Raw genomic sequence first — 26,815 nt, forward strand, 5'->3', positions numbered from 1 at the left:
CCGAACAAGCCAAAGGCCGGATCGACGATCCGGCCTTTTGTTTGGATGCGGTCCATCCAGGGAGAAGTTGTGGCGCGAGCTGGTAACTCCGAGTCTGCGCCAAACTCAATCCCGTGATTATCGCGACGAGCGCTACGCACTCGCGCGGGGGTCCCGGATCGGCGCTCACAGCAACGCTCGCGCGTTGCCGTGAGCTTGTCCGGGACGACAGTTGATTTTTACGCCGCCTTCTTCGGCGCAAAACGGCCGTAGAAGGTTTCGCCCTTGGCCGCCATCTCCACAAGAAGCTTTGGCGGGGTGAAGCGGGAGCCGTACTTGGCTTCCAGTCTGTGGCAGAGCTCGACGAACTTCTTCGTGCCCATGAAGTCGATGTAGGACAGCGTGCCGCCGGTGAACGGCGCGAAGCCGAAGCCGAGGATCGAGCCGACGTCCGCCTCGCGCGGGTCGGTGATGACGTTGTCCTCGACCGTGCGCGCGGCTTCCACCGCCTGCACCACCAGGAAGCGCTGCTTCAGCTCCTCGACATCGAGCGTGTCGGGGTCGAGCTGCTTCGGCTGCAGCGCTGACAGCCCCGGCCACAGGCTCTTCTGCCCCTTGCCCTTCTCGGGATAGTCGTAGAAGCCTTTGCTGTTCTTGCGGCCCAGGCGGCCCTGCTTCTCGACCATCTCCACCATCAGCTTCTTCTGATCGGGGTTGATGGCGTTGGGGCCGAGATCGGCTTCCGTCGCCTTCATGATCTTGAGGCCGAGGTCGAGCGCGACTTCATCCGACAGCGAGAGCGGGCCAACCGGCATGCCGGCCATCTTGGCGCAATTCTCGATCATCGCCGGCGGCACGCCTTCGAGGAACATCTCGTTGCCTTCGGCGACGTAACGCCCGACGCAGCGGTTGGCGAAGAAGCCGCGGCTGTCGTTCACGACGATCGGCGTCTTGCCGATCTGCCGCACGTAATCCAGCGCGGTCGCGAGCGCGAGGTCGCCGGTGTTCTTGCCGAGGATGATCTCGACCAGCATCATCTTCTCGACCGGCGAGAAGAAGTGGATGCCGACGAACTTGCCCTGGTCCTTGAAGCCTTCGGCGAGCGAGGTGATCGGCAGGGTCGAGGTGTTCGAGGCGAACACCACCTCCGGCTTGAGATACTCCTGCGCCTTGGCGAAGGTATCCGCCTTGACCTTGCGGTCCTCGAACACGGCCTCGATGACGAGATCGACGTCCTTCAGGGCAGCATAGTCGGCGGTCGCGGTGATGCGCGACAGCAGCGCTTCAGCGTCGGTGGGCTTGGCGCGGCCCTTCTTGATCTGCTCTTCGATCACCTTCTGCGCATGCGCCTTGCCCTTGTCGGCGCTTTCCTGGTCGCGGTCGATCAGGACCACGTCGAGCCCGGCGCGGGCCGAGACGTAGCCGACGCTTGCACCCATGAAGCCGGCGCCGATCACGGCGATCTTCTTCACCTTCGTCGGGGCTACGTCCTTCGGACGGCGCGCGCCCTTGTTCAGCTCCTGCATCGACAGGAACAGGCTGCGGATCATTGCAGCGGCTTCCTTCGAACGGAGCACCGAGGTGAAGTAACGCGACTCCACGCGCAGCGCGGCGTCGATCGGCAGTTGGAGGCCCTCATAGACGCAGCTCATGATCGCGCGTGCGGCCGGATAATTGTCGTAAGTCTCGCGGCGATAGATCGCGTTGCCGGCCGGGAACATCATCATGCCGGCCTTGGAGAACACGGGGCCACCGGGCAGCTTGAAACCCTTCTCGTCCCAGGGCGCGACGGCCTTGCCGCCGCCCTTGATCCAGTCCTTCGCCGCCTTGATGAGATCCGCCGCCGGCACGATGGCGTGGATCAAATTGAGCTGCTTGGCCTTGTCGAGCGTGACCGGGTCGCCCTTGAGCAGGATCGTCATCGCGTCCTGCGGCGGCACCAGACGCGGTACGCGCTGCGTGCCACCGGCGCCGGGGAACAGGCCGACCTTGACCTCGGGCAGGCCGAGTCTGGTCTTGGGATTTTCGGCCGCCACGCGATAGTGGCAGCACAGCGTGATCTCAAAACCGCCGCCGAGTGCGAGGCCGTTGATCGCGGCCGCCCACGGCTTGCCCGACGTCTCGATGCTACGCAGCACCAGCGAGAAGCGCCGGCTCTGGTCGAACAGCATCTGGTTCGCAGCCGTCTCGCCCTGCTCCTTGAGGACCTTTGCGTAGGCCTGGTTCATGCCCTCGAGCATGGACAGGTCGGCACCGGCGCAGAACGCGTCCTTGGCCGAGGTGATGACGACGCCCTTCACCGCCGCATCCGCGGTGGTCGCCTTCACGATCGCCTCGAGCTCGTTGGTCGAGGTCTCGTCGAGCACGTTCATCGAACGGCCCGGAATGTCCCAGGTGACGAGCGCGATGCCGTCGGCGTCGGTCTCAACCTTGAAGTTCTTGTAAGTCATGTTGGTTGCTCCCTCAGCCTTACACGCGCTCGATGATGGTTGCGGTGCCCATGCCGCCGCCGATGCACAACGTCACCAGCGCGGTGGACTTGTTGGTGCGCTCGAGCTCGTCGAGCACGGTGCCCAAGATCATCGCGCCGGTGGCACCGAGCGGATGGCCGAGCGCGATCGCGCCGCCATTGACGTTGATCTTGGCGTTGTCGATGTCGAAAGCCTGGATGTAGCGCAGCACGACGGAGGCAAAGGCCTCGTTGAGCTCGAACAGGTCGATGTCCGACTTCTTCATGCCGGAGCGTGCGAACAGCTTTTCGGTGACGTCGACCGGACCCGTCAGCATCATCGCGGGCTCCGAGCCGATGTTGGCAAAGGCGCGGATTTTTGCACGCGGCTTGAGGCCGTACTTGCTGCCGGCTTCCTTGCTGCCGAGCAGCACGGCGCCGGAGCCGTCGACGATACCCGACGAATTGCCGGCGTGGTGCACGTAATTGACGCGCTCGATCTCCGGATGCGACTGGATCGCGACGCCGTCGAAGCCGCCCATCTGCGCCATCATCGTGAACGACGGCTGCAGCTGCGCGAGCGACTGCATCGTCGTCGTCGGACGCATGTGCTCGTCCTTGGCGAGGAGCGTGAGGCCGTTGATGTCCTTCACCGGCACGACCGACTTGTTGAAGCGGCCTTCGTCCCAGGCCTTGCCCGCGCGCTGCTGGCTCTGCACCGCATAGGCATCGACGTCATCGCGCGAAAAACCGTATTTGGTGGCGATCAGATCGGCCGAGACGCCCTGCGGCATGAAGTAGGCCGGCACCGCCATCGAGGGATCCATCGGCCAGGCGCCGCCGGAGGCACCGATGCCGACACGGCTCATGGACTCGGCACCGCCGCCGATCACGAGCTCATGCTGGCCGCTCATGACCTGGGCGGCGGCAAAGTTCACGGCATCGAGGCCGGAGGCGCAGAAGCGGCTGATCTGCACGCCGGGGACAGCCTCGCCGAGGCCCGCCTTCAGCGCTGCGAAGCGCGCGATGTCGGAGCCGGCTTCGCCGACCGGATCGACCACGCCGAGCACGACGTCATCGACGGAATCCTCCGGCAGATTGTTGCGCTCCTTGAGCGCCTTCAGCGGCACGGTGGCGAGCGCGAGCGCTGTCACCTCGTGCAGCGCGCCGTCGGCCTTGCCGCGGCCGCGCGGGGTTCTAACGTGGTCGTAGATATAGGCATCTGCCATGTGAGCCTCCTGATTGCAGCTATTCGTGACAACCGCCGCGCGGTCGTATCATCCGTGAAACGTGAATTCGTAGAACAGCGGCAGACCCTCACTGTTGCAAAGGAACTGCCGTGCGACGTCGTAAGCCATCATGCCCGCGCTCAGATCCAGGATGTGGTCGAGCTGGGGAATGGTTGTCGTGTCGGTCAGGTAGAAGCCCTCGATGCCGAGGATGCCGACGCCTGACGTCTCGCAGCGATCGATGATGTCGAGGGCAGATCGCACACAGAACTTGTCGCGGCGAAGTCCCGCGCCGAAGGCGCGAAACTCCGCAACGATCGCGTCCGCTGCCGCCATCGACAAGGTCCTCAGAACGCTTCCGCCGGCAATTCCATGGTGGTGGCGCAGCCGGTCTGGATGCGCGCCAGATGCAGCGCCGTTTCCGGCAGCATCCGCTCCATGAAGAAGCGGCCGGTGACGAGCTTGGTCGAGAGATAGGGCGTCGAGCCGCCCTCGGCAATCTTGGCCTGCGTCACCTTGGCCATCTTCGCCCACATGTAGCCGAGCGCGACGAGGCCGAACAAATGCATGTAGTCGGTCGCCGCCGCACCGGCATTGTCGGGCTTCATCATCGCGTTCTGCATCAGCCAGGTGGTGGCCTGCTGGAGGTGGCCGAGCGAGGCCGAAAGCGCGGTGACGAAGGGCTTCATCGCCTCGTCGCCGCCATTCTCCTTGGCAAAGCCCATGACCTCGCCGAAGAACGACATGATGGCGCGGCCGCCGTCGCGCGGCAGCTTGCGGCCGACGAGGTCCAGCGCCTGGATGCCGTTGGCGCCCTCGTAGATCATGGCGATGCGCGCATCGCGCACGAACTGCTCCATGCCGTGCTCGGCGATGTAGCCGTGGCCGCCGAACATCTGCTGGGCCTGCACCGCGTTGGCAAAACCGATCTCGGTCAGATAACCCTTCAGCACCGGCGTCATCAGGCCCATGTGGTCGTCGGCGGCCTGACGGTCCTTGGGATCCTCGGAGCGGTGGGCGACGTCGCTCTTCAGCGCGGTCCACACCACGAAGGCACGCGCGGCCTCGTTGAAGGCGCGGATGGTGAGCAGCGTGCGGCGCACGTCCGGATGCACGATGATCGGGTCGGCGGCCTTGTCGGGCGCCTTGGCGCCGGTCAGCGCACGGCCCTGCAGACGCTCGCGGGCATAGGCGACGGCGTTCTGATAGGCGACTTCGGACTGCGCGAGACCCTGCACGGCGACGCCGAGGCGGGCCTCGTTCATCATCACGAACATGCCCTGCATGCCCTTGTTCTCTTCGCCGATCAGCCAGCCGGTGGCGTTGTCGTAGTTCATCACACAGGTCGAGTTGCCGTGGATGCCCATCTTGTGCTCGATCGAGCCGCAGGTGACGCCGTTGCGCGCGCCGACGCTGCCATCGGCATTGACCAGATTCTTCGGCACCACGAAGAGCGAGACGCCCTTGATGCCGGCGGGCGCACCCTCGATGCGGGCGAGCACGAGGTGGATGATGTTGGGGGCGAGATCATGCTCGCCGGCGGAGATGAAGATCTTGGTGCCCGTGATCTTGAAGCTGCCATCGGCCTGGCGCACCGCCTTGGTGCGCAAGAGGCCGAGATCGGTGCCGCAATGCGGCTCGGTCAGATTCATGGTGCCGGTCCATTCGCCCGCCACCATCTTCGGCACGTAGGTCTTCTTCTGCTCGGGCGAGCCATGAACGATCAGCGCCGCGGTCGCACCCATGGTGAGACCGCCATACATCGAGAACGCCATGTTGGCGGAGATCTGGAATTCGTTGACCGCCTGCGACAGCGTCACCGGCAGGCCCTGCCCGCCATATTCGGTCGGCGCTGACAGGCCGAGCCAGCCGCCTTCGGCAACCTGCTTGAAAGCGTCCTTGAAACCCTTCGGCGTGGTGACGCTGCCGTCATCGGCGCGCTTGCAGCCTTCGAGGTCGCCGACGCGGTTGAGCGGCTGGAGCACCTCTTCGGCGAGTTTTGCCGCTTCGCCCAAGATCGCGTCGCGCACGTCGCTGGAGGCGTCGGTGAAGCCGGGCAGATTGTCGTAGCGGTCGATCTGGAAGACGTCGTTGAACAGGAAGTTCACGTCTTCAACGGGGGCTTTATAGATCGGCATGGCGTTCTCCCGGCACGGGGCCTTCAGGTGTTGGAGGTATCTCTTGCGGTATCCTGGAATGACCTGCGGCGCAGCGCTCCTGGCGAGCTTACCTTCTTCTGCAACCTCAGGGCAGGTGTTAATGGCGTCACTGTGCGGCGAGTTGCTCCGCCATCAGACGGTGCAGCATGTTGATGGCCTTGAGCGGACGCACCATCACCTTGAAATGCGTGACGCGGCCCTCAGTATCGAAGCTGATGATGTCGACGCCGTTGATCTCGATGCCGTCGATCATGGTCTTGAACTCGAGCACGGCGCCGTTGGCGCTTCGCCACTCGCCGACATAGGTGAAGCTAGGGCCGCCCAGGACCTTCTCGGCGCTCGCCAGATATTTGAAGGTGATGTCGCGCCCGCGCTGCGGGGTGTGGACGACGGGACTTTCGAACACGGCATCGGGATGAAGCAGGTCCCAGAGCGCTGTGCGATCATGAGACTTCATGTAGCCGTACCATTTGTCGAGGCCGGTCATGGTCAGGGTGCCTCCTCAGGCAAAGCTTGAAAACAACCCCATGCACAGTAGCGCGCAGGCCGACGCCGGCGGGTCTAAGGCCTCACCGTCATATGCACATTGACGCATATGCGCCGATGTGCATAAAGTCAAGTGAATTGGTCGGATAGTTTTAGGGAGCCGGTCTCATGGCGCTGGGCGACGCGATTCTCGCATGCCTGACGGAACGTCCGATGACGGGCTACGAGCTGGCAAAGACCTTCGATTCCTCGATCGGCTTCTTCTGGAAGGCCGACCATCAGCAGATTTATCGCGAGCTCTCAAAACTGCGCGACCGCGGCTACATCCAGGGCCGCGAGGTCGTCCAGACCGGCAAGCCCAACAAGCTCGTATATACGCTCACCAATGAGGGCCGAACAGCGCTGCGGCACTGGGCCGCGCGTCCGAGCACGCCGGCCTCCAACAAGGACGACCTGCTGGTCCGCTTCCACGCGCTCGACAGCGTCGACCTCGAGCCTGTCAGGGCCGATCTGATGGCCCGCCTGGAGCACCACCGCGACCGCTCCGAACGCTACGAGCGCATTTTGAAGAAGCGTTTTCCCGACGGCACCGCGAGCGAGGCCGCCGACATCGGCAATCTCCTGCTGCTCAAGCTCGGGTCACGCCACGAACAGATGGTGGCGGAATGGTGCGAAGAGGCGATCGACGCGCTGTCGGGGCTGACCGGCCACGGCACCGTGGTGCCGCTGGAGGATGGGAAGCGGGAGAAGGGGTGAGGCTGTTTGCCGCCACATCGTCATGGCCGGGCTTGTCCCGGCCATCCACGACCTTCCTTTCGCACCGTCATTCCGGGGCGCGCGCTAGCGCGAACCACATTGCGCAATTGCGCAATGTGGAATCTCGAGATTCCGGGTTCGATGCTTTGCATCGCCCCGGAATGACAGTGCCCTTGGCAAGAACATGGATGCCCGGGACAAGCCCGGGCATGACGCCGGGAGATGTTACCCAGGTTCCCCGCGCCAACTTTAGGACACCGCCGTCGCATTCCTTAACCCGTTATTTACCGTAACGGACAAAAGTCGGTTTTCGAGGCAGACGAGCTGCGCCGTTTTGGATTGTCTTTACAACCGGGACGCGTGGGAAGGCTGCAGGCGCCGGGTGGGGTGCCGAAGTCGGAACCGGACAGAGTCATGAATTCGCGCGTATCGTGGAGTGTTGACGGCATCGATCCATCCGTCAGGGAGCGGGCCGAGGCCGCTGCGCGCCGCGCCGGCATGTCACTCAACGATTGGCTGAACTCCACGCTCGGCGACACCGCGCCGCCGAATTTTCGCGCGCCCCAGGAAAACCTTCAGCAAAACTATCAGCAAAACTATCAGCAACAATATCAGCAGCCGCTTCCCAGCCAGGAAAGCCGCGACGTCGCCGACATCCATCAGCGGCTCGATGCGATCACCCGGCAGATCGAACACATTTCAAAACCCGCCGCCCCGCGCGCCGACGTCTCGCGCGAGCAGGGCGTTGCGCGCCAGTTGAACGACGCGATCTCGCGGCTCGATGCGCGGCTGTCGCAAATCGCCAAGCCGCAAGGACCCGCGCGTCCCGCGCCGGTCGAGACGCGCCAGCGCCAGGCTGAAGCCGTCGAGCGCGCCGCCGCGCAGGTCTATCGCAATTCCCCGCCGCTCAGCCCCGCTTCGCTTGACGTTGCAGTTGCCGAGATCGCGGCACGGCAGAACGAGCTCGAAGGTTTTGTGCCGCGGCAGATGCCACCGCGCGCGGCGCCCTCGATCGCGCCGACGGCAGCGCACATGGCAGCCCCCTTGGCAGCCCCCTTGGCGCCGCCTCCGGCTGCCTATTCGCCTCAGCCCGCCCACAACCCTGCGCCGACCCACGCCCCTGCCCCGCCGCCACCGCCGCCGGGACCGGATTTTTCTGCGCTCGAACGGCACCTGATCAAGATCACGAGCCAGATCGAGTCGCTGCAGCGTCCCGATCACATCGAGCAGTCGATCGCCGCGTTCCGCAGCGAGCTGTCGGAGATCCGCCACGCCATCACCGAGGCGATGCCGCGCCGCGCGATCGAGTCGATCGAGAACGAGATCCGCTCGCTGCATCGGCGCATCGACGAGACCCGCTCCACCGGCACGGATGGCCAGGTGCTATCAGGCATCGAGAACGCGCTCTCCGAGATCAAGCACGTGCTGCGCACGTTGACGCCGGCCGAGCAGCTCACCGGCTATGACGAGGCGATCCGCAATCTCGGCGCCAAGCTCGATTTGATCCTGCGCGCCAATGACGATCCCTCGACGGTGCAGCAACTCGAAGGCGCGATCTCCGCGTTGCGCGCCATCGTCTCCAACGTCGCCTCGAACGAAGCGCTGGCGCGGCTTGCCGACGACGTGCAGCTCCTGTCGTCCAAGGTCGACCAGATCGGCCGCGCCTCGAACCACAACGGCAACAGCGACAATTTTGCGATCCTCGAACAGCGCATCGCGGCGCTGACCGCGGCGCTGGAATCGCGCGAGCGTCCGGAGCCGAGCCAGAGCACCGAGCATCTGGAAATTGCGATCCGTGCGCTGTCCGACCGCTTTGACCGCATGCAGGTCGGCAACGATTCCGCATCGACCTTTGCCCATCTCGAACAGCGCGTCTCGTATCTGCTGGAGCGGATCGAAGCCGCCTCCGACCCGCACTCCGGAAATTTGAGCCGCGTCGAGGACGGGCTGCACGACATCCTGCGGCATCTCGAACGCCAGCAGGCGACCTATGCGGCGCTCGCCGAAAGCCGCACCGCCGCGCCGCAGCCGGACTCCGGCATCGTGGACCTGGTCAAGCGCGAGCTCTCCGACATCCGCTTCAGCCAGTCCGAGACCAACCGTTCGACCCAGGACTCGTTCGAGGCCGTGCACAACACGCTCGGCCATGTCGTCGATCGCCTCGCGATGATCGAGGGCGATCTGCGCGCGGTTCGTGCCGCGCCGCCGGCAGCCCCCGCGCCGCAGCCGCATGCCTTCGCGCCGTCGATGCCGCTCGAGCAGCCGCCGATGGCGCGGGCTGCGATGACGCAGCAGCAGCCAAAGTACGATCCAAAACCCGATCTGAAGCCGGAGCTGCCGAACCCCGCCGTGGCACAAGGCGCGGCACAGGGCGCCTTCGTCGCCGCGCCGCGCGAATTCCACGCCGCAACGCCGGCCGCTCCGCCGCCTCCGCCGATGCCGGTGGCGCCGCCGCTTCCGCCGCGCGCGATCAGCGAAATTCTGGAGCCGCACACCGCACCCGCGCGTGCTGCGATCGCGCCCGAGCTGCCGCCGGATCATCCGCTTGAGCCGGGCACGCGTCCGGGCGGACGGCCCGCCACGCCCTCGGAGCGCATTGCCGCGTCCGAGAACGCGATCAGCGAAATTCCCTCGGCTCCGAAGGAGCCGGTGTCCTCGTCGAGCTTCATCGCCGCCGCCCGCCGTGCGGCGCAGGCCGCCGCGGCACAGCCTCCCGAGAAGCAGGGCCGAGCGGCCAAGGCCACTGCTGCAGCCGGCAAGGACAAGGGCAAGGACGGACCGTCCACGATCACGTCAAAGATCCGCTCGCTGCTGGTCGGCGCGAGCGTGGTCGTGATCGTGCTCGGCACCTTCAAGATGGCGATGAACCTTTTGGAGGGCGGCAGCACGGCGCCGCCGCTGCCTCCGATGGAGAATTCGTCCGGTGCGCCCGCGCCGCAGATGCAGGCGCCCGCTGAGCCCGCCGCAAGACCTTCGGCACCCGAGCAGATCACGCCGTCGATGACGTCGCCGACGCCGCTCGGCCGGCAATCGCTCAACAACCCGCCACCCGCGAGCAGCGATTCGAGCGCGCAGGTCGCGGTCCCGTCCGCGCCTGCGGCTGCTGCGCCCCCTCAGCCTGCCGCCAGCGACATCACCGGCGCGATCCCGACGACGACGCCCTCGCGCGCCAAGCTCGGCCAGGTCCAGGTGCCGCCGACCGAGCGCCTGCCCGACGGCATCGGCGGACCGGCGCTGCGCGCGGCCGCGATGAAGGGCGACGCCACCGCCGCCTACGAGATCGGGCTGCGCTTTGCCGAAGGCAAGGGCATCGCGAGCAACTACGACGAAGCCGCCAAATGGTACGACCGCGCGGCGCAGGCCGGCGTGGTGCCGGCCACCTTCCGCCTCGGGACGCTCTATGAGAAGGGCCTGGGCGTGAAGAAGGACGCCGACATTGCGCGGCGCTACTACACCCAGGCCGCCGAGCGCGGCAACGCCAAGGCGATGCACAATCTCGCGGTGCTCGACGCCGATGGCGGCGGGCGCGGCGCAAACTACAAGAGCGCGGCACAGTGGTTCCGGAAAGCGGCCGATCGCGGCGTCGCCGACAGCCAGTTCAACCTCGGCATCCTCTATGCCCGCGGCATCGGCGTCGAACAGAACCTCGCCGAATCCTACAAATGGTTCAGCCTGGCTGCCGCCCAGGGCGACTCGGACGCGTCAGGCAAGCGCGACGACGTTGCCAAGCGCCTCGACCCGCAGTCGCTCGCCGCCGCAAAACTCGCGATCCAGACTTTTAGCGCCGAGCCGCAGCCCGACGACGCCGTCAACGTCGCAACGCCGGCCGGCGGCTGGGACGGCGCCCCCGCGCAGGCGAGCACAAAACCCGCGCCAAAGCCGGTCGCGACCAAGCGCTCGGCGTCCGCGGCGCATTAATCGCTGCGCGACAAAACTCATCATTGAGTTCGAGTTAGCTTCGTAGGGTGGGTTAGCCCCGCGGATTGCGCGAAGCGCAATCCGCTCGGCGTAACCCACCTCTTCTGGCGACGCGGTGACAGACGTGGTGGGTTACGCCTTCGGCTAACCCCACCCTACGAAGCTGTGAATCGTGGCGCGGCGATACGCCACTACAATACCTGCGGTTGCATCTTCGTACGTCTCGCTGCTAAAGCCGTGTAGAATGGTGCACGGCTTTGCACAGCAAGAGGGTGACGTGTCCGAGAATGATCGCGGGGAGGACGACAACTCCTTCCGAAGCTCGCCGACCGGCCCGCGGGTCGCGCCACCGCGTGCGGAGCCCGTCGCGCCGCCGCACGCGCCCCCGCGCGTCGAGGCAAAACCGCTGCTGCATCTGCCGAAGCGCGGACGGCTGTTCTGGTCGCTGCTGCTCTTCGCGCTGCTCGCTTCGGGCACGCTGATCCGCGCCTATCGCGACACCTCGCGGCCGGAAGCCTGGGCCTACTGGAAGGACCAGTATTTTTCGCCGCATCTGAGCGCGACCGTCATTCCCAATGTCAATCTCGGCGGCGGCGCCGGCAGTCGGCGCGCGCTCGCCGTCACCGGCGAGATCGGGCCGGCAGCCGCAAGCTGGCTGCGCGACCGCATCGACGAGGCAAAACTCGGGCACGGCGACCTCATCCTGTTGTCCTCGCCGGGCGGCAATCTCGCCCAGGCCGTCATCATGGGCGAGGCGATCCGCGCGCGCGGGCTCGACACTGCCGTCGGCGTCGCAGATAGCGCGGGTCGCGTGCGTGCGGCCTATTGCGCCAGCGCCTGCGTGCTCGCTTTTGCCGGCGGCAAGGTGCGCTACGGCGTGGAGGGATCGGCGCTCGGGGTCCATCGCTTCGTCAACGCGGCACCGGGAAGCGATCCCGTCGCCGACACCCAGCGCGTCGCCGGCATGGTGCTCGGCTACATGACGCGGATGGGCGTCTCCTCCTCGGTCGTCGAAGCGATGTCGGAAACGCGCGAGGTGCGCTGGCTCGATCCCAAACAAGCCGTGACCATGAGACTCATCACGGACCCGATCGGCGGCGCGCATTAATCTCAATTCTTCACCACGGGCGCAATCGTGATCGGGACGCGGTGAAAAACGCTCGCTCGGTGCGAATTCATGGTCCCGTCCGCGGGCAAATTCCGCTATGCAGGGACGCGGCAATCGTTCCGCCTTCCGCGAGCATTCCGCAATCTCGTTTGAGCATGATCTCTTCGGAAAACCGCGTCACACTTTGCGCTAACGCGGCCCTCCGGGTCCGGATCATGCTCCGCCTCGCCGGAACCCGAACGAATGCAGCTCTATCTTCCCGTCGCTGATATTCCGGTCAACATCCTCCTGGTGCTCGCCATGGGCGCCGCGGTCGGCTTCGTCTCCGGCATGTTCGGGATCGGCGGCGGCTTCCTGATGACGCCGCTCCTGATCTTCATCGGCATCACGCCGGCAGTGGCGGTCGCATCCGTCGCCAGCCACATCGCGGCCTCGTCCTTCTCCGGCGCGATCTCCTATTGGCGGCGGCGCGCCATCGATCCGGCACTCGCGACCGTGCTGTTATGCGGCGGCACGACTGGAACGGCGCTCGGCGTCTGGACCTTTACGCAGCTCCGCGCGCTCGGTCAGCTCGACCTGATGATCGCGCTCTCCTATGTCGTGCTGCTCTCCACGGTCGGCGGCCTGATGTTCTGGGAAGGCCTGCGCGCGATGATGCGGACGCGGCGCGGCGCGATCGCGCCCCGCCGCACCCATTACTGGATCCACGCTTTGCCGTTGAAGATGCGATTCAAGCGGTCAAAGATCTATCTCTCGGTGATCCCGATCGTGGTCGTCGGGCTCGTGATCGGCTTCATCGGCGCCATCATGGGTATCGGCGGCGCCTTCATCCTGGTCCCGGTCATGATCTACATGCTGCGCGTGCCGACTTCGACCGTCATCGGCACGTCGATGATCCTGACGCTGGTCACTATGCTGTTTGCGACCATGCTGCATGCGGTGACCAATCATCTGGTCGACGCCGTGCTGGCGCTGATCCTGATGATCGGTGGCGTCACCGGCGCGCAGTTCGGCGCACGCGCGGGCCAAAGAATCCGCGGCGAGCAGTTGCGCCTGCTGCTGGGGTTTTTGATCCTCTGCGTCGGCATCCGCTTCGCGATCGAGCTCGTGATCCGCCCCGAGGAGCTCTTCACCGTCCGCGAGACCGGGGTGAGCGGATGATGAAGCGCACGCTGATCGCTGCCTGCCTCGTGCTCTCGCTCGGCACCGCCGCGCGCGCCGAACGGCTGATCGTCTCGGTTTCCAACCACCGCGTGACGGTGACGCCGAACTATTCCGGCGAGGAGCTGGTGCTGTTCGGCTCGGTCGAGAAGGATTCGTCGACGCCGGCCGACCGCACCGCCTACGATCTCGTCGTGACCGTGATCGGCCCGCGCGCCGACATGGTGACGCGGCGCAAGGAGCGCACCTTCGGGATCTGGATCAACACCGACTACCGGCAGTTCCTGCAGGTGCCGACTTATCTCGCGCTGTTCGCCAACCGTCCGTTCGAGGAGATCACCTCGCCCGAGATCGCGCGGCGCCAGCAGGTCGGGCTCAACAACGTGCTGCTGACCCAACGCGTCAGCGGCGATTATGCCGACGTGGTGCCGAACGATGCGTTCCGCTCCGCCTTCATCCGGCTACGCACCCAGCACGGGCTCTACCGCGAGGACGGCGCCGCGGTGACGTTCTTGACGCCGACGCTGTTCCGCACCGGGATCCCGCTGCCGGCCGAGGTGCCGATCGGCACCTATCAGGTCGAGATCAAGCTGTTTTCCAACGGCGTATTCGTGACCAAGACCGAAACCGCGTTCGAGATCGTCAAGGTCGGCTTCGAACAGTTCGTCGCGACAAGCGCGCGGCAGAACGGCTTTGTCTACGGCCTGGTGACGGCCGCGATGGCGCTGATGACGGGCTGGATGGCGTCGATCGTGTTTCGGAAGGATTGAGGCGGGAGCGTAGGCGCTACACTCTCTCCTCTCGTCATCGCCCGGCTTGACCGGGCGATCCAGTATTCCAGAGGCCGACGTTAAGCACCTCGCTCTTACAACAACTGCCGCGGCGTACTGGATGCCCCGGTCAAGCCGGGGCATGACAGCGGAGATTACGACTTCGCCGCCGGCCGCGTCACGAGGTAGATGCCGAGCGCGACCGGAATGATCCCGAGCAGGTCGCGCGCCTCGATGTGCTCGCCGAGCACGAGGAAGGCGAACAGCATGCCGAGTGGCGGCATCAGAAAGTGATAGCTGCTCGCAACCGTGGCGCCGCACACTTTCAGGAGATGGAACCAGAGCAGATAAGCGAGGATCGAACCGCCCAGCACCAGGAACGCGAACGCACCGATCAGGCCTGATGTGAACTGGATCGCGTGGACGTCGGCAAAGGTCAGCGCAATAGGCGTCAGCACAATGCCGGCGGCGAGATTCTGGATGCCGTTGCCGAGCCACAACGAACCCTTCGGCGCGAACAGCTTGAACAAAATGGTGCCTGCAACGATCGAGGCGAGCGACGCCAGCGTGAACACGATGCCGTGAAAGCTGTCCGTGCCGACCGACAGGCGGTGCCAGACGATGAAGGTGACGCCGACGACACCGAGAAGAAGACCGCTCGCCTTGCGCCAGGTCATGCCTTCGCCGAGGAACAGCGCGGCCAGCGCCGCCGTGAATACGGGATTGGCCGATACGATCAATCCGCCGAGACCCGCGGAGACCGATTGCAGGCCGGTGTAGCCGAGCCCGAGATAAAGCGCGTTGTTGGCAATGCCGAGCACAGCAAACATCGCGGCGTCCCGCCAGCTCATTTTAAGAGACTTGGCCCAGCCATCGCGCTGGAACGCGGAGATGCCGAGGATCAAAATGCCGGCGAGCGAAAAGCGCGCGGCGAGCAGGATCAGCGGCGGGCAATGGGTGACGCCGATCTTGCCGGCGACGAAGGCGTAGCTCCAGAGCAGGCAGAACAGGCCGATGTACAGCGGCAGCGGGTTGAAACGGGTACGGGGAACCGAGATCGATGACGTGAGCGACATGGGCATTCTCCAGACCCTCGATCTAGGAGCGCGCCTTGCCATTTGGAAATTAAATGATTAACTTCCGATCAGTTGATTTTCAAATGGAGGCCGCCATGCTCGATCTGGAGCTTTTGCGCAGCTTCGTCTCGGTGGTCGATGCCGGCGGCTTCACCCGCGCCGGCGAGCGCGTCCACCGCACGCAGTCGACCGTCAGCCAGCAGATCAAGCGGCTGGAGGAGGATGTCGGCCAGGTGCTGCTGCACCGGGACGGCAAGGACGTGCGCCCGACCGAGGCCGGCGAGCGCCTGCTCTCCTACGCGCGGCGGCTGCTGTCGCTCGCGGAGGAGGCGCGCGACGTGCTGCAACAGCCGGGCAGCGAAGGCGCTGTCAGGCTCGGCATTCCCGAGGATTTTGCCGCCTACCGTTTGGCAAAGCTGCTCGGCGCGTTCTCGCGTTCGCATCCCGGCCTGCGGCTCGATGTGCGCGCCGACCAGAGCATGTATCTGAAGCGCGACCTCGAACGCGGCGAGCTCGATCTTGCGCTGTTCAAGCGCGAGGCTGGCGAGAAGGGCGCCATCGCGGTGTGGCCCGAGCGCGTGCACTGGGTCACCAGCAAAAGCCATCCGGTCGCTGCCGGCGCATCCTCGGTGCCGCTGATCGGCTTTCCGTCCGGCTGCCTCTATCGCACCGGTGCCATCCATGCGCTGGAAAGCGCCGGCCGGCCCTGGCACATGGCCTACACGTCATCGAGCCTGTCGGGCATCCAGGCCGCAGTTGCCGCCGGCATGGGCCTGAGCATCTTGTCGGAGATGGCGATCCAGGCCGATCACCGTGTGCTGACCGCGAAGGACGGCTTTGCGCCGATCAACAAGACGGAAGTGGCGCTGATGGCCGCGCCCGGCGCGAGCCCGGCAACCCTGCGGCTTGCGGATCGGCTCGCGGAGTTTTGCGATACGGTGCAGGCGAAGGCGGCGTGACTTCGTAGGGTGGGTTAGCCTTGCGATTGCGCAAAGCGCAATTCGCAGGGCGTAACCCACCACTTCTGCCGACGCGGAAGGAAAAGAGGTGGGTTACGCCTTCGGCTAACCCACCCTACGCAGCGTGCGCGTTCACGAACACCGCGACGCCGCGATCGCATGGACACGGCGGTCGCCGAGCAGATGCGCCGTAAAATGCCTTGCGCCGAAAATTTTTGCGAAGGCGGCGTCGCGGATGCTGAGGCCGCCGGCATAGGCGCCGAAAGCGGGCATGATCGCGCGCATCCCGTCACAGGCAAAGCAGCGCCGCTCCATCGAGCGGCCGCGCGCCGAGACGCGCGCTTTGGGATGCAGATGGCCGGCGATCTCGCCTTGTGCACCGGTCGGCTCGTGACGGAACGTGATCGGGCCGACCATGACTTCATCAGCGACGGTACCGCCGAGATCGCGCGGCGGCGCAGGATCGTGATTGCCTGATATCCAGATCCAGTCGCGACCGGACTGAAGGGCTGTGACCGCATCGCGATCGTCGTCCGAGAGACGCTCATGCGCGGTGCGGTCGTGAAAGCTATCGCCGAGCGCGATCACGACGCGCGGATCGTGCCGGGCGATCACGGCGGCGAGCCGATTGAGCGTCGCCACCGTATCGAACGGCGGCAGCAGCACGCCGCGCGCGGCGAAGCTGGAGCCTTTTTCCAGATGCAGGTCGGAGACGACGAGGAGGCGTTCTTCTTCCCAAAACAGCGCGCCGGCGAGATCGGCGGCAAATGTTACGTCCGAAACGGTGACCCTGGACACGCGCATGTCGTCATCGTCCCCCGAAACCAATGCGCCTGCCGTCACATTCCTACCGCTTATCCCATCGCCTCCCGCACGAGTTCCTCGGCGGCTTCCGCCAACAACTCGTCGGATGCTTCGCCATAGACTGACTCGCGGCCGATTTCCAGCAGCGCGGGGACGGCGAGCGGGGAGACGTGATCGAGTTCCCTATGGGTGATTCGGCCCTGGATGCGGGCGAGCATGTCCCCCAAACGGCGCAGGTCGAGCAGCCCGGTGGCGGCATCGGCACGCGCGGCGCGCAGCAGGACGTGATCGGCCTGGTGCTTGCGCAGGACGTCGTAGACCAGATCGGTCGAGAACAGCACCTGCCGCCTGCTCTTCTCCTCTCCGGTGAAACGGCGCTCTATCAGGCCGGAGATGATGGCGCAGTTGCGAAAGGTGCGTTTCATCAGCGCGGATTCGGCAAGCCACGCCTCGAGGTCGTCGCCGAGCATGTCAGGGCTGAACAGCGCGTCGAGATCGAGTTTTCCGTTGCGGATCATGAAGGAGGCATCGCCCAAGCCCCAGATCGCGACCGAATATTCATTGGCGACGAAGCCGAGCGGCCGGGCGCGGGCGCGCTCCAGCCGGCGCGTCAGGAGCATGCCGAGCGTCTGGTGCGCGAGCCGGCCTTCGAAGGGATAGCAGATCAGGTAATGCTTGTTGCCGCGCGGAAACGTCTCGACCAGCAGCTCGCGCACCCCGGGCACATGCGACACCTCCTTTTGCAGCGACAGCCAGTCGCGCACCTGCTCCGGCAAGCCGCGCCACGCCCGCCCGTCGTCGAGCAATTTTCGCACGCGCTCGGCCAGATAAGTCGAGAGCGGAAATTTGCCGCCCATATAGGACGGCACCTTTGGGTCCTTGTCGTGGGCGCGCGAGACATAGACCTGGTCCTCGGCCAGCGCCTCGTAGCGCACGACCTCGCCGCCGAATACAAAGGTGTCGCCGGGGCTGAGGCCTTCGATAAAGCCTTCCTCGATCTCGCCGAGCACACGGCCGCCGCGCGCGATCGCGCCGGTCGAGCCCGTTCCCGTGGAGCGCGAGCGCACCAGCCGCACTTTCAGCATCGTGTCCTCGACGATGGTCCCGACATTGAGGCGATAGCTCTGGCGCACGCGCGGATTGGCGACGCGCCAGCGACCCTGCTTGTCCTGCTTGATGCGCGCGAAGCGCTCATAGGTCTTGAGCGCGTAGCCGCCGGTGGCGACGAAATCGACGACGTCGTCAAAGTCGGTGCGCGCAAGGTCGGCGTAAGGCGCAGCGGTCCGCACTTCGCGATAGAGCTCGTCGGAGAGAAACGGCTCGCCGCAGGCGCAGCCGAGCACGTGCTGCGCCAGCACGTCGAGCGCGCCGGTTCGCAAGGGCGGCGTGTCCTGCGCATTCTCCGCGATCGCGTCGATCGCGACGCGGCACTCCAGCACCTCAAAGCGATTGGCTGGCACCAGCACCGCGCGCGAGGCTTCGTCGAAGCGGTGGTTGGCGCGGCCGATCCGCTGCATCAGCCGCGAGGAGCCCTTTGGCGCGCCGATATTGATGACGAGATCGACGTCACCCCAGTCGACGCCGAGATCGAGCGAGGAGGTGCAGACCACGCCGCGCAGCCGGCCCGCCGCCATCGCGTCCTCGACCTTACGGCGCTGGGCGACATCGAGCGAGCCGTGATGCAGCGCGATGGCAAGGCCGTCGTCGTTCATGCGCCAGAGATCCTGGAACAGCATCTCGGCCTGGCTGCGGGTGTTGACGAAGACGAGCGTGGTCTTGTTCTGCTTGATCAGCTCGTAGATCTCGCTCATCGCGTGGCGCGCGGAGTGGCCCGACCACGGCAGGCGCTCGCGCGTATCCAGCATCTCGACGACCGGCGGCGCGGCACCGCCGGCAGTCACGATGTCGGCCGATTGCGCCCGGCCGTCAGGTTGCGGCATCAGGAAACGCGCGAGCTGCTCCGGCTCGGCGACGGTCGCCGACAAGCCGATCGCGCGCATCTGCGGTGCCAGCCGCCACAGACGCGCGAGCCCAAGCGACAGCAGGTCGCCGCGCTTGGATGTGACCAGCGCATGCAGTTCGTCGAGCACGATCCGCTTCAGCGAGGAGAACAGGAACGGCCCGTCATCGGAGGAGAGCAGCAGCGCGAGCTGCTCCGGCGTGGTGAGCAGAACGTCGGGCGGATAGCGGCGCTGGCGCTGGCGCCGCGACACCGGCGTGTCGCCGGTGCGGGTCTCGACCTTGATCGGCAGTCCCATCTCGGCGATAGGGCGCTCGAGGTTGCGCGCGATATCGACGGCGAGCGCCTTCAAGGGCGAGATGTAGAGCGTGTGCAGGCCGCCGGTGCGCTGCACGGCGCGGCCGGTGGAGATGAGGTTGCCTTTTTCGGCTGCCGCGCTGCGGGGAGACGACAACTCAACCAGCGTCGGCAAAAATCCCGCCAGCGTCTTGCCGGCGCCGGTTGGCGCGATCAGCAGCGCGGAACGATCCTCGCGCGCCTTCTCCAGCAACGCCATCTGATGTTCGCGCGGCGACCAACCACGGCCCGCGAACCATCGCAGGAAGCGATCGGGCAACAGCGCGGCCGGCTTGGCCGATAATGTGAGGATGCGGGGCGGCACGGCTTAACAGGTAGGCCGTGGAGGTGGCTTCGTCGAGGGGCGGAGGTGTCGCCGGAATGCTGAGCGTCCGTCATGGCCGGGCATAGCCGTCTGAAGGACGGCGTCGCTTCCGCTCGCCTATGCCCGGCCATCCACGGTCTTGTGGAAGAGAAGCAAAGACGTGGATGCCCGGGACAAGCCCGGGCATGACGAGTTTTTGGGAGTGAGCCCTAGCCGATCACTTCATCGGGCACTTGTCGTGGAAGCGATCCTGGTCGTCCTTGACGATGGTGGCGACGGTCTTGAGCGAGAGCTGGCCCTCCGCGTCCTTCACCACGTCCTGCAGATAGAAGTCTTGGATCGGGATGTGGTTCTTGCCGTACTTGAACGAACCGCGCACCGACTTGAAGTTGGCCTTCTCCATTTCGGCCTTCATCGCGTCCTTCTTGCTGGTATCGCCGTTGACGGCGACCACGGCGCTGTTGATGAGCTGGGCGGCGTCATAGGACTGCGCGCCGTAGAAGGTGGGGCGCAGGCCGGTGTATTTCTTGCGATAGTCGGCGACGTAGCGCTTGTTTTCCTCGTTCGGCAGATCGTTCACCCATTGCTGCGCCCCGGGGACGCCGAGCGCGTTCTCCTTCTGGAGCGGCAACGACAATTCGTCGATGGTGAAGGCCGTGTAGAGCGGCATCTGCTGCTTGAGACCGGCCTGGGTGTATTGATTGAGGAACTGAACGCCGGCTGCGCCCGGATAGAACACGAAGATCGCTTCGGCACCGGACGCGCGGGCCTTGGAGAGCTCGGCGGAGAAATCGAGCTGGCTCGGCCAGACCGTATATTCCTCGCCCTTGATCTCGCCCTTGAAGGTGCTCTTCACACCCGCAAGCATGTCCTTGCCAGCCGCGTAGTTCGGCCCGATCAGGAACACGTTCTTGATGCCCTTCTGGTTCATGTACTGACCCATGGCCTGCGGCGTCTGGTCATTCTGCCAGGAGGTCGAGAACACATAGGGCGAGCAGAGCTCGCCGGCGAGCTGCGACGGGCCGGCATTGGCGACGACCAGCATCGTCTTCGAATCGATCACCGGCTTCAATGAAGCCAGCAGCACGTTGGACCAGATATAGCCGGCGATGAAATCGACCTTGTCGGACTGGATCAGTTTTTCGGTTTTCTGCTTGCCGACATCGGGCTTCTGCTGGTCGTCCTCGTAGATCACCTCGACCGGCTTGCCGCCCATCTTGCGTCCAAGATGGTCGAGCGCGAGCTCGAACGAATTGCGCATGTCGTTGCCGATCACAGCGGTCGGGCCGCTGAAGGTCGAGACGAAGCCGATCTTGATGGTGTCGCCGGCAACCGCCGGGCTTGCCAGCGCGAGCGCAGCCGCGCCCGCCAGCCAGAATGCCGTCCTCATAACCACTCCCCTCCTCACTATTGTTCCTCTTATCGGTCCCTGAAGGTGGGTGATGGCCCCCCTCCGGATACCTGTTTAGGGCGCGAAATTGTGTGAGCCGTCAATGGCTCAGCGCCTATCCCTGCACCATAATTCGTACCAAGCGTTAATGGCAAGAAATATAGTTCTACTTACTTAGGCCGGGCTGCGGCGCTTTTTCGCGGTCCGTCGATACACAATGCCTATTCCTCGATTGATGACAGCTATTGGACCAAGACCCCCTCTCCGCACTTAAATGAGGCGTGTCCGCATAGAGCCGAATCGAGGGCCGCTTCCATGACTGCGAATCCCCACCGCGTCGTTATCGTCGGAGCCGGTTTTGGCGGGCTGGAGACGACCTATCGGCTGGCAGGCAGCCCCGTCGCGATCACGCTGATCGACCGCCGCAACCATCATCTGTTTCAGCCGCTGCTCTACCAGGTAGCGACCGCTTCGCTTGCGACCAGCGATATCGCCTGGCCGGTCCGCTATCTCATGCGCGACCGCCCGGAAGTGACGACGCTGTTTGCGACCGTGAGCGGCGTCGACGCTGAAAGGCGCGCGGTGCAGTTCGAAGACGGCAGCGAAGTGCCCTACGACACGCTGGTGCTGGCGACCGGCGCGCGCCACGCCTATTTCGGCCATGACGAGTGGGAAAAGTGGGCGCCGGGCCTGAAGACGCTGGAGGACGCCACCACGCTGCGGCGTCATATCCTGGTGGCCTTCGAGCGCGCCGAGCGCGAAACCGATCCGGCACGGCGCGCGGCACGGCTCACCTTCGTCATCGTCGGCGCAGGTCCGACCGGCGTGGAACTGGCCGGCACCATCGCGGAGATGGCGCACCACACGCTGCCGGGCGACTTCCGCAACATCGACACGCGCAAGGCACGTGTCGTGCTGATCGAGGCGGGCCCGCGCGTGCTCGCGGGCTTTGCCGACGATCTCTCGGCTTATGCAAGAGAGTCGCTGGAAAAGATCGGCGTCGAGGTCGTGCTCGGCCAGGCCGTTACCGAGATCGATCGCGAAGGCGTGGTCTATGGCGGCCAGCGGCTGAATGCGAAGACCATGATCTGGGCCGCCGGCGTGCGCGCCTCACCCGCCGCGGAATGGCTGGGCGCGCCGGCCGACCGCGCCGGTCGCGTGCAGGTGGCCGACGATCTCACCATTCCCGGCTACCCTGAGATTTTTGCGATCGGCGACACCGTCGCGATCAACGCGTGGGAGGGCAAGCCGGTGCCCGGCATCGCGCCCGCGGCCAAGCAACAGGGGCGTCACGTCGCCGAGACCATCAAGGCGCGGCTGCGTGGGACTGCGACCGGGCCGTTCCGCTACAAGCATGCCGGGAGCCTCGCCCAGATCGGCAAGCGTCTCGCGGTGATCGACTTCGGACGTGTGAAGCTGCGCGGGACGATCGCGTGGTGGATCTGGGGCATCGCCCACATCTACTTCCTGATCGGCCTGCGCCATCGCATGGCGGTGGCGCTGAGCTGGCTCTGGATCTACGTCCGCGACCAGCGCGCCGCGCGGCTGATCACACAGGGGAGCAGCAAGGTGGTGGGATAAACTCTCTCCTCACCGTCATTGCGAGCGCAGCGAAGCAATCCAGAATCCCTCCGCGAGAGCAGTCTGGATTGCCTCGCTGCGCTCGCAATGACGATGGGACCGGGCTGTTGCTACGCAGGCACGCGACTCGCGGAGGCTCCTTTCATCCGCTGCGCGGCCTTAACGGACCGAACGTCAAGTGGTTAACGCCAAAAAATATTGCCTGACGGCGCCTTGCCGACGTCCTTGAAAGCATCGTCCCCCATCACCTAATCCGCCGCGCATTGAACAACAGGAGGCATCCGTGTTCGTCATGGAGTTTGTCGCCGCGCATCCATATTTAACGATCATCGTTCTTACGGCGATCGCGTATTTTCTCGGCAGCATCCGCGTCGTTAATCAATATGAACGCAGCGTCGTGTTCCGGCTCGGCAAGTTCAACCGCACCGCCGGTCCCGGCCTGTACCTCGTCTGGCCCATCATCGAATGGCAGACCAAGCTCGACCTGCGCACCATCACCGCCAATGTCGAGCAGCAGGAAGGCATCACGCGCGACAACGTGCCGATCAAGGTCGATGCCGTGGTCTGGTATCGCATCGTCGATCCCGAGCTCGCGGTGATCGAGGTCAAAGCCGTCTCCAACGCCGTCGTGCAGGTCTCATTGACGACGCTGCGCGCCGTGCTCGGCCAGCATACGCTGGACGAGATTTTGAAAGCGCAGGACACCATTGCCGACGTCATGCAGAAATCGATCGACGCGACCACCGAGCCCTGGGGCGTCAAGGTCGAGCTGGTGCAGATGAAGAGCGTCGAAATCCCGCCGAGCATGCAGCGCGCACTGGCGCAGGAAGCAGAAGCGCTGCGTGAAAAGCGCGCCCGCCTGATCAAGGCCGAGGCCGAGCTCGATGCCGCCGAGCAACTGCGAAAGGCCGCCGAGGTCATCATGCAGAATCCGGCCGGCCTGGAGCTGCGCCGCATGCAGATGATCACCGAGGTCGGCGCCGAGCAGAACACCATGACGCTGGTGATGATGCCGAGCGAGTTCGTATCGATGGCGCGCGGGATCGCGGATGTCGCGAAGGCGGTGGTGGCGAAGGGGTGAGATGACGCTTCACCCTCCCCTGGAGGGCAGGGCTATCGCATGTGGAAATTCCTGAGTCTCTCCCACGGCTTGGCTCAACCGTGCGCTCGCGCCACAGGAGAAGCAGTGGAATCGTATCGAGAACAAAACGGAATCGAAGAGCGAAGGGACGTTGCATCGTTCAAGCGATGCATCGTCGCAAGTGCCGACGGTGCTTGCTCTTTTTTTCACATGCGATAGCCCTACCCTGGAGGGGGAGGGTCGGCACGCGATCGAGCAAAGCGAGATTGCGTGACGGGGTGGGGTGACGGTCTCTCCACGTTGAACAGTGTCCGGGTGGAGAGATCACCCCACCCCGCTCGCGCTTCGCGCGATTGACCCTCGCCCTCCAGGGGAGGGTCACCGCGCCTCACTTCACCAGCGAACATCCACCTTCCGCCAGGGGCCGGAACGCCTGGTCCGCCGGAATCGTCGAGACCAATTTGTAATAATCATACGGATACTTCGCCTCGTCCGGCTTCTTCACCTCGAACAGGTACATCGGATGCACGACGCGGCCGTCCTGGCGGATGGTTGTGTCGCCGAACAGCTTGTCCTGTCCTTTGAACTTCTTCATCTCCGGCACGACATCCTTGGCATTGTCGCTGCCGGTGGCGGCGACGGCATTGAGATAAGCGAGCGTGGAGGCGTAGACCCCGGCCTGGTTGCCGCTCGGCATCTTGCCGTTCATGCCGGGCCGCGCGGCAAAGCGCTTTGCGAAGGCGCGGGTGTCGTCGTTCATGTCCCAGTAGAAGGCCTCCATGAGCTGGAGGCCCTGCGCGACCTTCAATCCCATGCCGTGGACGTCGTTGATGAACAGCAGGAAGGCGACGAGCTTCTGGCCGCCTTGCGTGACACCAAATTCGGCGGCCTGCTTCACGGCGTTGATGGTGTCGCCGCCGGCATTGGCAAGGCCGATCACCTGCGCCTTCGAGCCTTGCGCCTGCAACAGGAAGGAAGCGAAGTCGGAGGTACCGAGCGGATGTTTTGACGAGCCAATCACCTTGCCGCCGTGGGCCTCGATGTATTTCTGCGCTTCGGTCTCGATGCCCTTGCCGAGCGCGAAATCGACCGTGAGGAAATACCAGTCCTTGCCGCCGCGCGCGACCATCGCGGCCGCCGTGGTGTTGCCGGTCGCCCAGGTGTCGTTGACCCACTGGATGGTGTTGGGCGAGCAGGCCTTGCCGGTGAGATCGGAGCTTGCGGTCGACGACGCCAGGAACGTCATGCGGCTGTCGCGCAACAGCGTGTTGATGGAAAGGCCGACCGCCGAGTTCGGCACGTCGACGATGGCATCGACGCCTTCGACGTCGAGCCATTTGCGCGCAATGGCGTTGCCGACATCCGCCTTGTTCTGGTGATCGGCATAGACGATCTCGACCTTGATGCCTTTGCCGCCGCCGTTGAAATCTTCCGCAGCCATGCGCGCGGCTTCGACCGAGCCCATGCCGTTGGTGTCCTGAAAGATGCCGGAGATGTCGTTGAGCACGCCGACGCGCACGACATTGTCCGAGATCTCGGCCCTCGCCGCGCCCGCCGCAAGACTCGCGACCAGCGCAAGCGTCCACTTCAAATGCTTCATCGTTCCCTCCTCACCTTGTTGCCTCGCCGCCGGTCGTTGCCGGCAGCGTGTTCAGAGAATTCAGACCTGCCGTTCCGGCAGGCGCAGCACGAGCCCGTCGAGCTCGGGCGTAACCTTGATCTGGCAGGACAGCCGGCTCGCCGGCCGCCGTTCGGCGGCCGCGCCATCGAGCAGCGCGTCCTCGTCGCCGGCCATCGCAGGCAGGCGTGAAAGCCAACCGTCGTCGACATAGACATGGCAGGTCGCGCACATCGCGTTGCCGCCGCATTCGGCCAGGATGCCATCGAGGCCCTGGCGGGTCGCCGCCTGCATCGCGCTTTCGCCGTCGCTGACGTCAACGCGGTCGCTCCTGCCGTCGGAATGGATGAAAGTAATGGCTGGCATCAAGATCCTCGTCAGGCCGGGGTGATTGATACCGGCAGGCTGTCGAGCCCGCGCAGTGTGTTGTTGAAGCGGCGCTTTGGCTCGCCCGTGATCTCGATTTTTGCGATGCGCCGCGCCAGCGCCGAGAGCATCACCTCGCCTTCGAGGCGCGCGACGAGCTGGCCGACGCACATGTGGATGCCGGAGCCGAAGCCGACATGCCCGGAGGTGCGGCGGGTGATGTCGTAGCTGTCGGGCTTGTCCCAGCGGCGCGGATCGCGGTTGGCGGCGGCGAGGAACATCAGCACCTTTTCGCCCTCGCCGATTTTGGCGCCGCCGAGTTCGACGTCACGCGTCGTGGTGCGGAAGAAGGTCTGCACCGGGCTTTCGAAGCGCACAGCCTCCTCGAAGGCGTTGCGCGCGAGCGTCGTATCCTTGCGCAGGGCCTGCCACTGATCCGGAAAGCGCGCGAGGCAATAGATTGCGGCGCCGATGCCGTTGACGGTGGTGTCGAGACCGGCCGAGAGCAGCGAGCGCACCAGCAGCGGCGCCTCGGTCGCGGTGATCTCACCTTCGTCGACCCGGGCGTGGATGCAGGCGCCAAAACCACCGTGCCTGAGATTCTCGCGCTGGCATTGCGCGGCGACATAGGCCTGGTGCGGCGCCGAGCGCTCGATCGCCTCCTGGCGCAACTGGTTGGGCGGACCGAAAGCGTTGAACACGACGCTGGCATAGGGAATGAGATGCTCACGTCCCTCCGGCTTCAGCCCGAGCGCATCGGGAAAGATCGAGAGCGGATAGGCTTCGGCGAGATCCGCGATTGCGTCAAAGCTCTTCATGTCGAGCAGCGCATCGACCCGTTCCTCGGCGGCCGCGGCAAAGCGGTCACGCACCTGCTTCATCGCGGTCGGCGAGAGCACTTTTGCCAGCACCGCGCGGGTGCGGGTGTGCGCGGGCGGATCGGCTTCCAGGATCAGGCTCGGCGGCCGCCAGGGCGTCTCCTTCTTGAAGTCGCTGAGGCCGACGCCTCGGCTGGAGCAGAAGGTCGCGGGATCGTTGAGCACGGCATGGACCTCGGCATAGCGCGCCACGCCATAGACGTTCCATTTGTCGAGATAGACGACGGGACCCGCCTCCCGCAGCCGCTCATGCGTGGGATAGGGATCGGCGAAAAACTCCATCGCGAAAGGATCGACGTCGAGATGCGGGATGGCCGACGACGCCGGTGAGCCGGATGCTGTCATGGGAGTCCTCCCTCATTTTGAACTTGTGAAAGGCGAGCGCTTGCCTTTAGGTCTGCGGGCACTCTGCGAGCCCGACATCCG

20 protein-coding genes are annotated in these 26,815 nt (G+C 65.1%); 8 read left to right on the top strand and 12 right to left on the bottom strand.

Annotated elements, in window-relative coordinates; genetic code table 11:
• Positions 1-218 precede the first annotated feature (218 nt).
• From KUF59_RS41835 to KUF59_RS41855, 5 genes are all read right to left on the bottom strand, one after another.
• Complete coding sequence (locus KUF59_RS41835; RefSeq protein ID WP_212457880.1) at positions 219-2,429, bottom strand: FAD-dependent oxidoreductase; 2,211 nt, start codon at positions 2,427-2,429, stop codon at positions 219-221.
• A 19-nt stretch (positions 2,430-2,448) separates the two neighbouring features.
• Positions 2,449-3,657, bottom strand: coding sequence for an acetyl-CoA C-acetyltransferase (locus KUF59_RS41840; RefSeq protein ID WP_212457881.1), 1,209 nt, complete (start codon positions 3,655-3,657; stop codon positions 2,449-2,451).
• Between the two features lie 48 nt (positions 3,658-3,705).
• Positions 3,706-3,993 carry a hypothetical protein gene (locus KUF59_RS41845; RefSeq protein ID WP_212457882.1) on the bottom strand — a complete coding sequence of 96 codons (288 nt, stop codon included), beginning with the start codon at positions 3,991-3,993 and terminating at the stop codon, positions 3,706-3,708.
• Positions 3,994-4,004: 11 nt separating this feature from the next.
• The gene (locus KUF59_RS41850) at positions 4,005-5,795 is read right to left on the bottom strand and encodes an acyl-CoA dehydrogenase C-terminal domain-containing protein (protein WP_212457883.1); all 1,791 of its coding nucleotides are present in this window, start codon (positions 5,793-5,795) and stop codon (positions 4,005-4,007) included.
• A 127-nt stretch (positions 5,796-5,922) separates the two neighbouring features.
• Positions 5,923-6,303, bottom strand: coding sequence for a nuclear transport factor 2 family protein (locus KUF59_RS41855; RefSeq protein ID WP_212457884.1), 381 nt, complete (start codon positions 6,301-6,303; stop codon positions 5,923-5,925).
• A 167-nt stretch (positions 6,304-6,470) separates the two neighbouring features.
• Between KUF59_RS41855 and KUF59_RS41860 the strand changes: the two genes are divergently transcribed.
• The 5 genes from KUF59_RS41860 (at position 6,471) to KUF59_RS41880 (ending at position 14,015) form a co-directional block, all read left to right on the top strand.
• Positions 6,471-7,058: a PadR family transcriptional regulator gene (locus tag KUF59_RS41860; protein ID WP_212457885.1), complete on the top strand. Its 588-nt coding sequence runs from the start codon at positions 6,471-6,473 to the stop codon at positions 7,056-7,058.
• A gap of 414 nt (positions 7,059-7,472) precedes the next feature.
• Positions 7,473-10,976 carry a tetratricopeptide repeat protein gene (locus tag KUF59_RS41865; protein ID WP_212457886.1) on the top strand — a complete coding sequence of 1,168 codons (3,504 nt, stop codon included), beginning with the start codon at positions 7,473-7,475 and terminating at the stop codon, positions 10,974-10,976.
• Positions 10,977-11,253: 277 nt separating this feature from the next.
• The gene (locus KUF59_RS41870; protein ID WP_212457887.1) at positions 11,254-12,084 is read left to right on the top strand and encodes a COG3904 family protein; all 831 of its coding nucleotides are present in this window, start codon (positions 11,254-11,256) and stop codon (positions 12,082-12,084) included.
• A gap of 243 nt (positions 12,085-12,327) precedes the next feature.
• Complete coding sequence (locus KUF59_RS41875) at positions 12,328-13,245, top strand: sulfite exporter TauE/SafE family protein (protein ID WP_212457888.1); 918 nt, start codon at positions 12,328-12,330, stop codon at positions 13,243-13,245.
• On the top strand, positions 13,245-14,015 hold the full coding sequence (locus tag KUF59_RS41880; protein ID WP_212458165.1) for a TIGR02186 family protein: 771 nt from the start codon (positions 13,245-13,247) through the stop codon (positions 14,013-14,015). The genes KUF59_RS41875 and KUF59_RS41880 overlap by 1 nt, the downstream gene beginning before the upstream one ends.
• Positions 14,016-14,170: 155 nt before the next feature.
• Here KUF59_RS41880 and KUF59_RS41885 read toward each other — a convergent pair whose 3' ends face one another.
• Positions 14,171-15,091 (bottom strand): DMT family transporter, encoded by a 921-nt coding sequence (locus KUF59_RS41885; RefSeq protein ID WP_212457889.1) that lies wholly within the window; start codon positions 15,089-15,091, stop codon positions 14,171-14,173.
• Positions 15,092-15,186: 95 nt separating this feature from the next.
• Between KUF59_RS41885 and KUF59_RS41890 the strand changes: the two genes are divergently transcribed.
• Positions 15,187-16,050: a LysR family transcriptional regulator gene (locus tag KUF59_RS41890; RefSeq protein WP_212457890.1), complete on the top strand. Its 864-nt coding sequence runs from the start codon at positions 15,187-15,189 to the stop codon at positions 16,048-16,050.
• Between the two features lie 132 nt (positions 16,051-16,182).
• On the opposite strand, the gene pdeM is transcribed toward KUF59_RS41890, so the two are convergent.
• The 3 genes from pdeM to KUF59_RS41905 form a co-directional block, all read right to left on the bottom strand.
• The gene (gene pdeM, locus KUF59_RS41895) at positions 16,183-16,854 is read right to left on the bottom strand and encodes a ligase-associated DNA damage response endonuclease PdeM (RefSeq protein ID WP_212457891.1); all 672 of its coding nucleotides are present in this window, start codon (positions 16,852-16,854) and stop codon (positions 16,183-16,185) included.
• 50 nt (positions 16,855-16,904) lie between these two features.
• Entirely contained in the window at positions 16,905-19,475 is a 2,571-nt protein-coding gene (locus KUF59_RS41900) for a ligase-associated DNA damage response DEXH box helicase (protein ID WP_212457892.1), read from the bottom strand.
• A gap of 217 nt (positions 19,476-19,692) precedes the next feature.
• The gene (locus tag KUF59_RS41905; RefSeq protein WP_212457893.1) at positions 19,693-20,865 is read right to left on the bottom strand and encodes an ABC transporter substrate-binding protein; all 1,173 of its coding nucleotides are present in this window, start codon (positions 20,863-20,865) and stop codon (positions 19,693-19,695) included.
• Between the two features lie 315 nt (positions 20,866-21,180).
• Here KUF59_RS41905 and KUF59_RS41910 point away from each other — a divergent pair, with 315 nt between their 5' ends.
• On the top strand, positions 21,181-22,446 hold the full coding sequence (locus tag KUF59_RS41910) for an NAD(P)/FAD-dependent oxidoreductase (protein ID WP_212457894.1): 1,266 nt from the start codon (positions 21,181-21,183) through the stop codon (positions 22,444-22,446).
• Between the two features lie 292 nt (positions 22,447-22,738).
• On the top strand, positions 22,739-23,527 hold the full coding sequence (locus tag KUF59_RS41915; protein WP_212458166.1) for a slipin family protein: 789 nt from the start codon (positions 22,739-22,741) through the stop codon (positions 23,525-23,527).
• A gap of 388 nt (positions 23,528-23,915) precedes the next feature.
• Here the strand turns inward: KUF59_RS41915 and KUF59_RS41920 are convergent, their stop codons facing one another.
• Genes KUF59_RS41920 through KUF59_RS41930 form a run of 3 tightly spaced genes read right to left on the bottom strand, consistent with a single transcriptional unit; the run spans position 23,916 to position 26,734 of the window.
• The gene (locus KUF59_RS41920; protein ID WP_212457895.1) at positions 23,916-25,127 is read right to left on the bottom strand and encodes an ABC transporter substrate-binding protein; all 1,212 of its coding nucleotides are present in this window, start codon (positions 25,125-25,127) and stop codon (positions 23,916-23,918) included.
• Positions 25,128-25,187: 60 nt separating this feature from the next.
• A complete protein-coding gene (locus KUF59_RS41925) occupies positions 25,188-25,511 on the bottom strand; it encodes a 2Fe-2S iron-sulfur cluster-binding protein (RefSeq protein WP_212457896.1) in 324 nt (107 codons plus the stop codon).
• 11 nt (positions 25,512-25,522) lie between these two features.
• Positions 25,523-26,734, bottom strand: coding sequence for a cytochrome P450 (locus KUF59_RS41930; protein ID WP_212457897.1), 1,212 nt, complete (start codon positions 26,732-26,734; stop codon positions 25,523-25,525).
• Positions 26,735-26,815: the final 81 nt, after the last annotated feature.

Origin of the sequence: Bradyrhizobium arachidis (assembly GCF_024758505.1) — a bacterium.
Classification (GTDB): Bacteria; Pseudomonadota; Alphaproteobacteria; order Rhizobiales; family Xanthobacteraceae; genus Bradyrhizobium; species Bradyrhizobium manausense_C.

Bases quoted from the DNA above. Each gene is read 5' to 3' on its own strand.
- KUF59_RS41835 (WP_212457880.1), bottom strand. From the start codon at position 2,429: ATGACTTACAAGAACTTCAAGGTTGAGACCGACGCCGACGGCATCGCG.
- KUF59_RS41840 (WP_212457881.1), bottom strand. From the start codon at position 3,657: ATGGCAGATGCCTATATCTACGACCACGTTAGAACCCCGCGCGGCCGC.
- KUF59_RS41845 (WP_212457882.1), bottom strand. From the start codon at position 3,993: ATGGCGGCAGCGGACGCGATCGTTGCGGAGTTTCGCGCCTTCGGCGCG.
- KUF59_RS41850 (WP_212457883.1), bottom strand. From the start codon at position 5,795: ATGCCGATCTATAAAGCCCCCGTTGAAGACGTGAACTTCCTGTTCAAC.
- KUF59_RS41855 (WP_212457884.1), bottom strand. From the start codon at position 6,303: ATGACCGGCCTCGACAAATGGTACGGCTACATGAAGTCTCATGATCGC.
- KUF59_RS41860 (WP_212457885.1), top strand. From the start codon at position 6,471: ATGGCGCTGGGCGACGCGATTCTCGCATGCCTGACGGAACGTCCGATG.
- KUF59_RS41865 (WP_212457886.1), top strand. From the start codon at position 7,473: ATGAATTCGCGCGTATCGTGGAGTGTTGACGGCATCGATCCATCCGTC.
- KUF59_RS41875 (WP_212457888.1), top strand. From the start codon at position 12,328: ATGCAGCTCTATCTTCCCGTCGCTGATATTCCGGTCAACATCCTCCTG.
- KUF59_RS41880 (WP_212458165.1), top strand. From the start codon at position 13,245: ATGAAGCGCACGCTGATCGCTGCCTGCCTCGTGCTCTCGCTCGGCACC.
- KUF59_RS41885 (WP_212457889.1), bottom strand. From the start codon at position 15,091: ATGTCGCTCACGTCATCGATCTCGGTTCCCCGTACCCGTTTCAACCCG.
- KUF59_RS41890 (WP_212457890.1), top strand. From the start codon at position 15,187: ATGCTCGATCTGGAGCTTTTGCGCAGCTTCGTCTCGGTGGTCGATGCC.
- pdeM (WP_212457891.1), bottom strand. From the start codon at position 16,854: ATGCGCGTGTCCAGGGTCACCGTTTCGGACGTAACATTTGCCGCCGAT.
- KUF59_RS41905 (WP_212457893.1), bottom strand. From the start codon at position 20,865: ATGAGGACGGCATTCTGGCTGGCGGGCGCGGCTGCGCTCGCGCTGGCA.
- KUF59_RS41910 (WP_212457894.1), top strand. From the start codon at position 21,181: ATGACTGCGAATCCCCACCGCGTCGTTATCGTCGGAGCCGGTTTTGGC.
- KUF59_RS41915 (WP_212458166.1), top strand. From the start codon at position 22,739: ATGGAGTTTGTCGCCGCGCATCCATATTTAACGATCATCGTTCTTACG.
- KUF59_RS41920 (WP_212457895.1), bottom strand. From the start codon at position 25,127: ATGAAGCATTTGAAGTGGACGCTTGCGCTGGTCGCGAGTCTTGCGGCG.
- KUF59_RS41925 (WP_212457896.1), bottom strand. From the start codon at position 25,511: ATGCCAGCCATTACTTTCATCCATTCCGACGGCAGGAGCGACCGCGTT.
- KUF59_RS41930 (WP_212457897.1), bottom strand. From the start codon at position 26,734: ATGACAGCATCCGGCTCACCGGCGTCGTCGGCCATCCCGCATCTCGAC.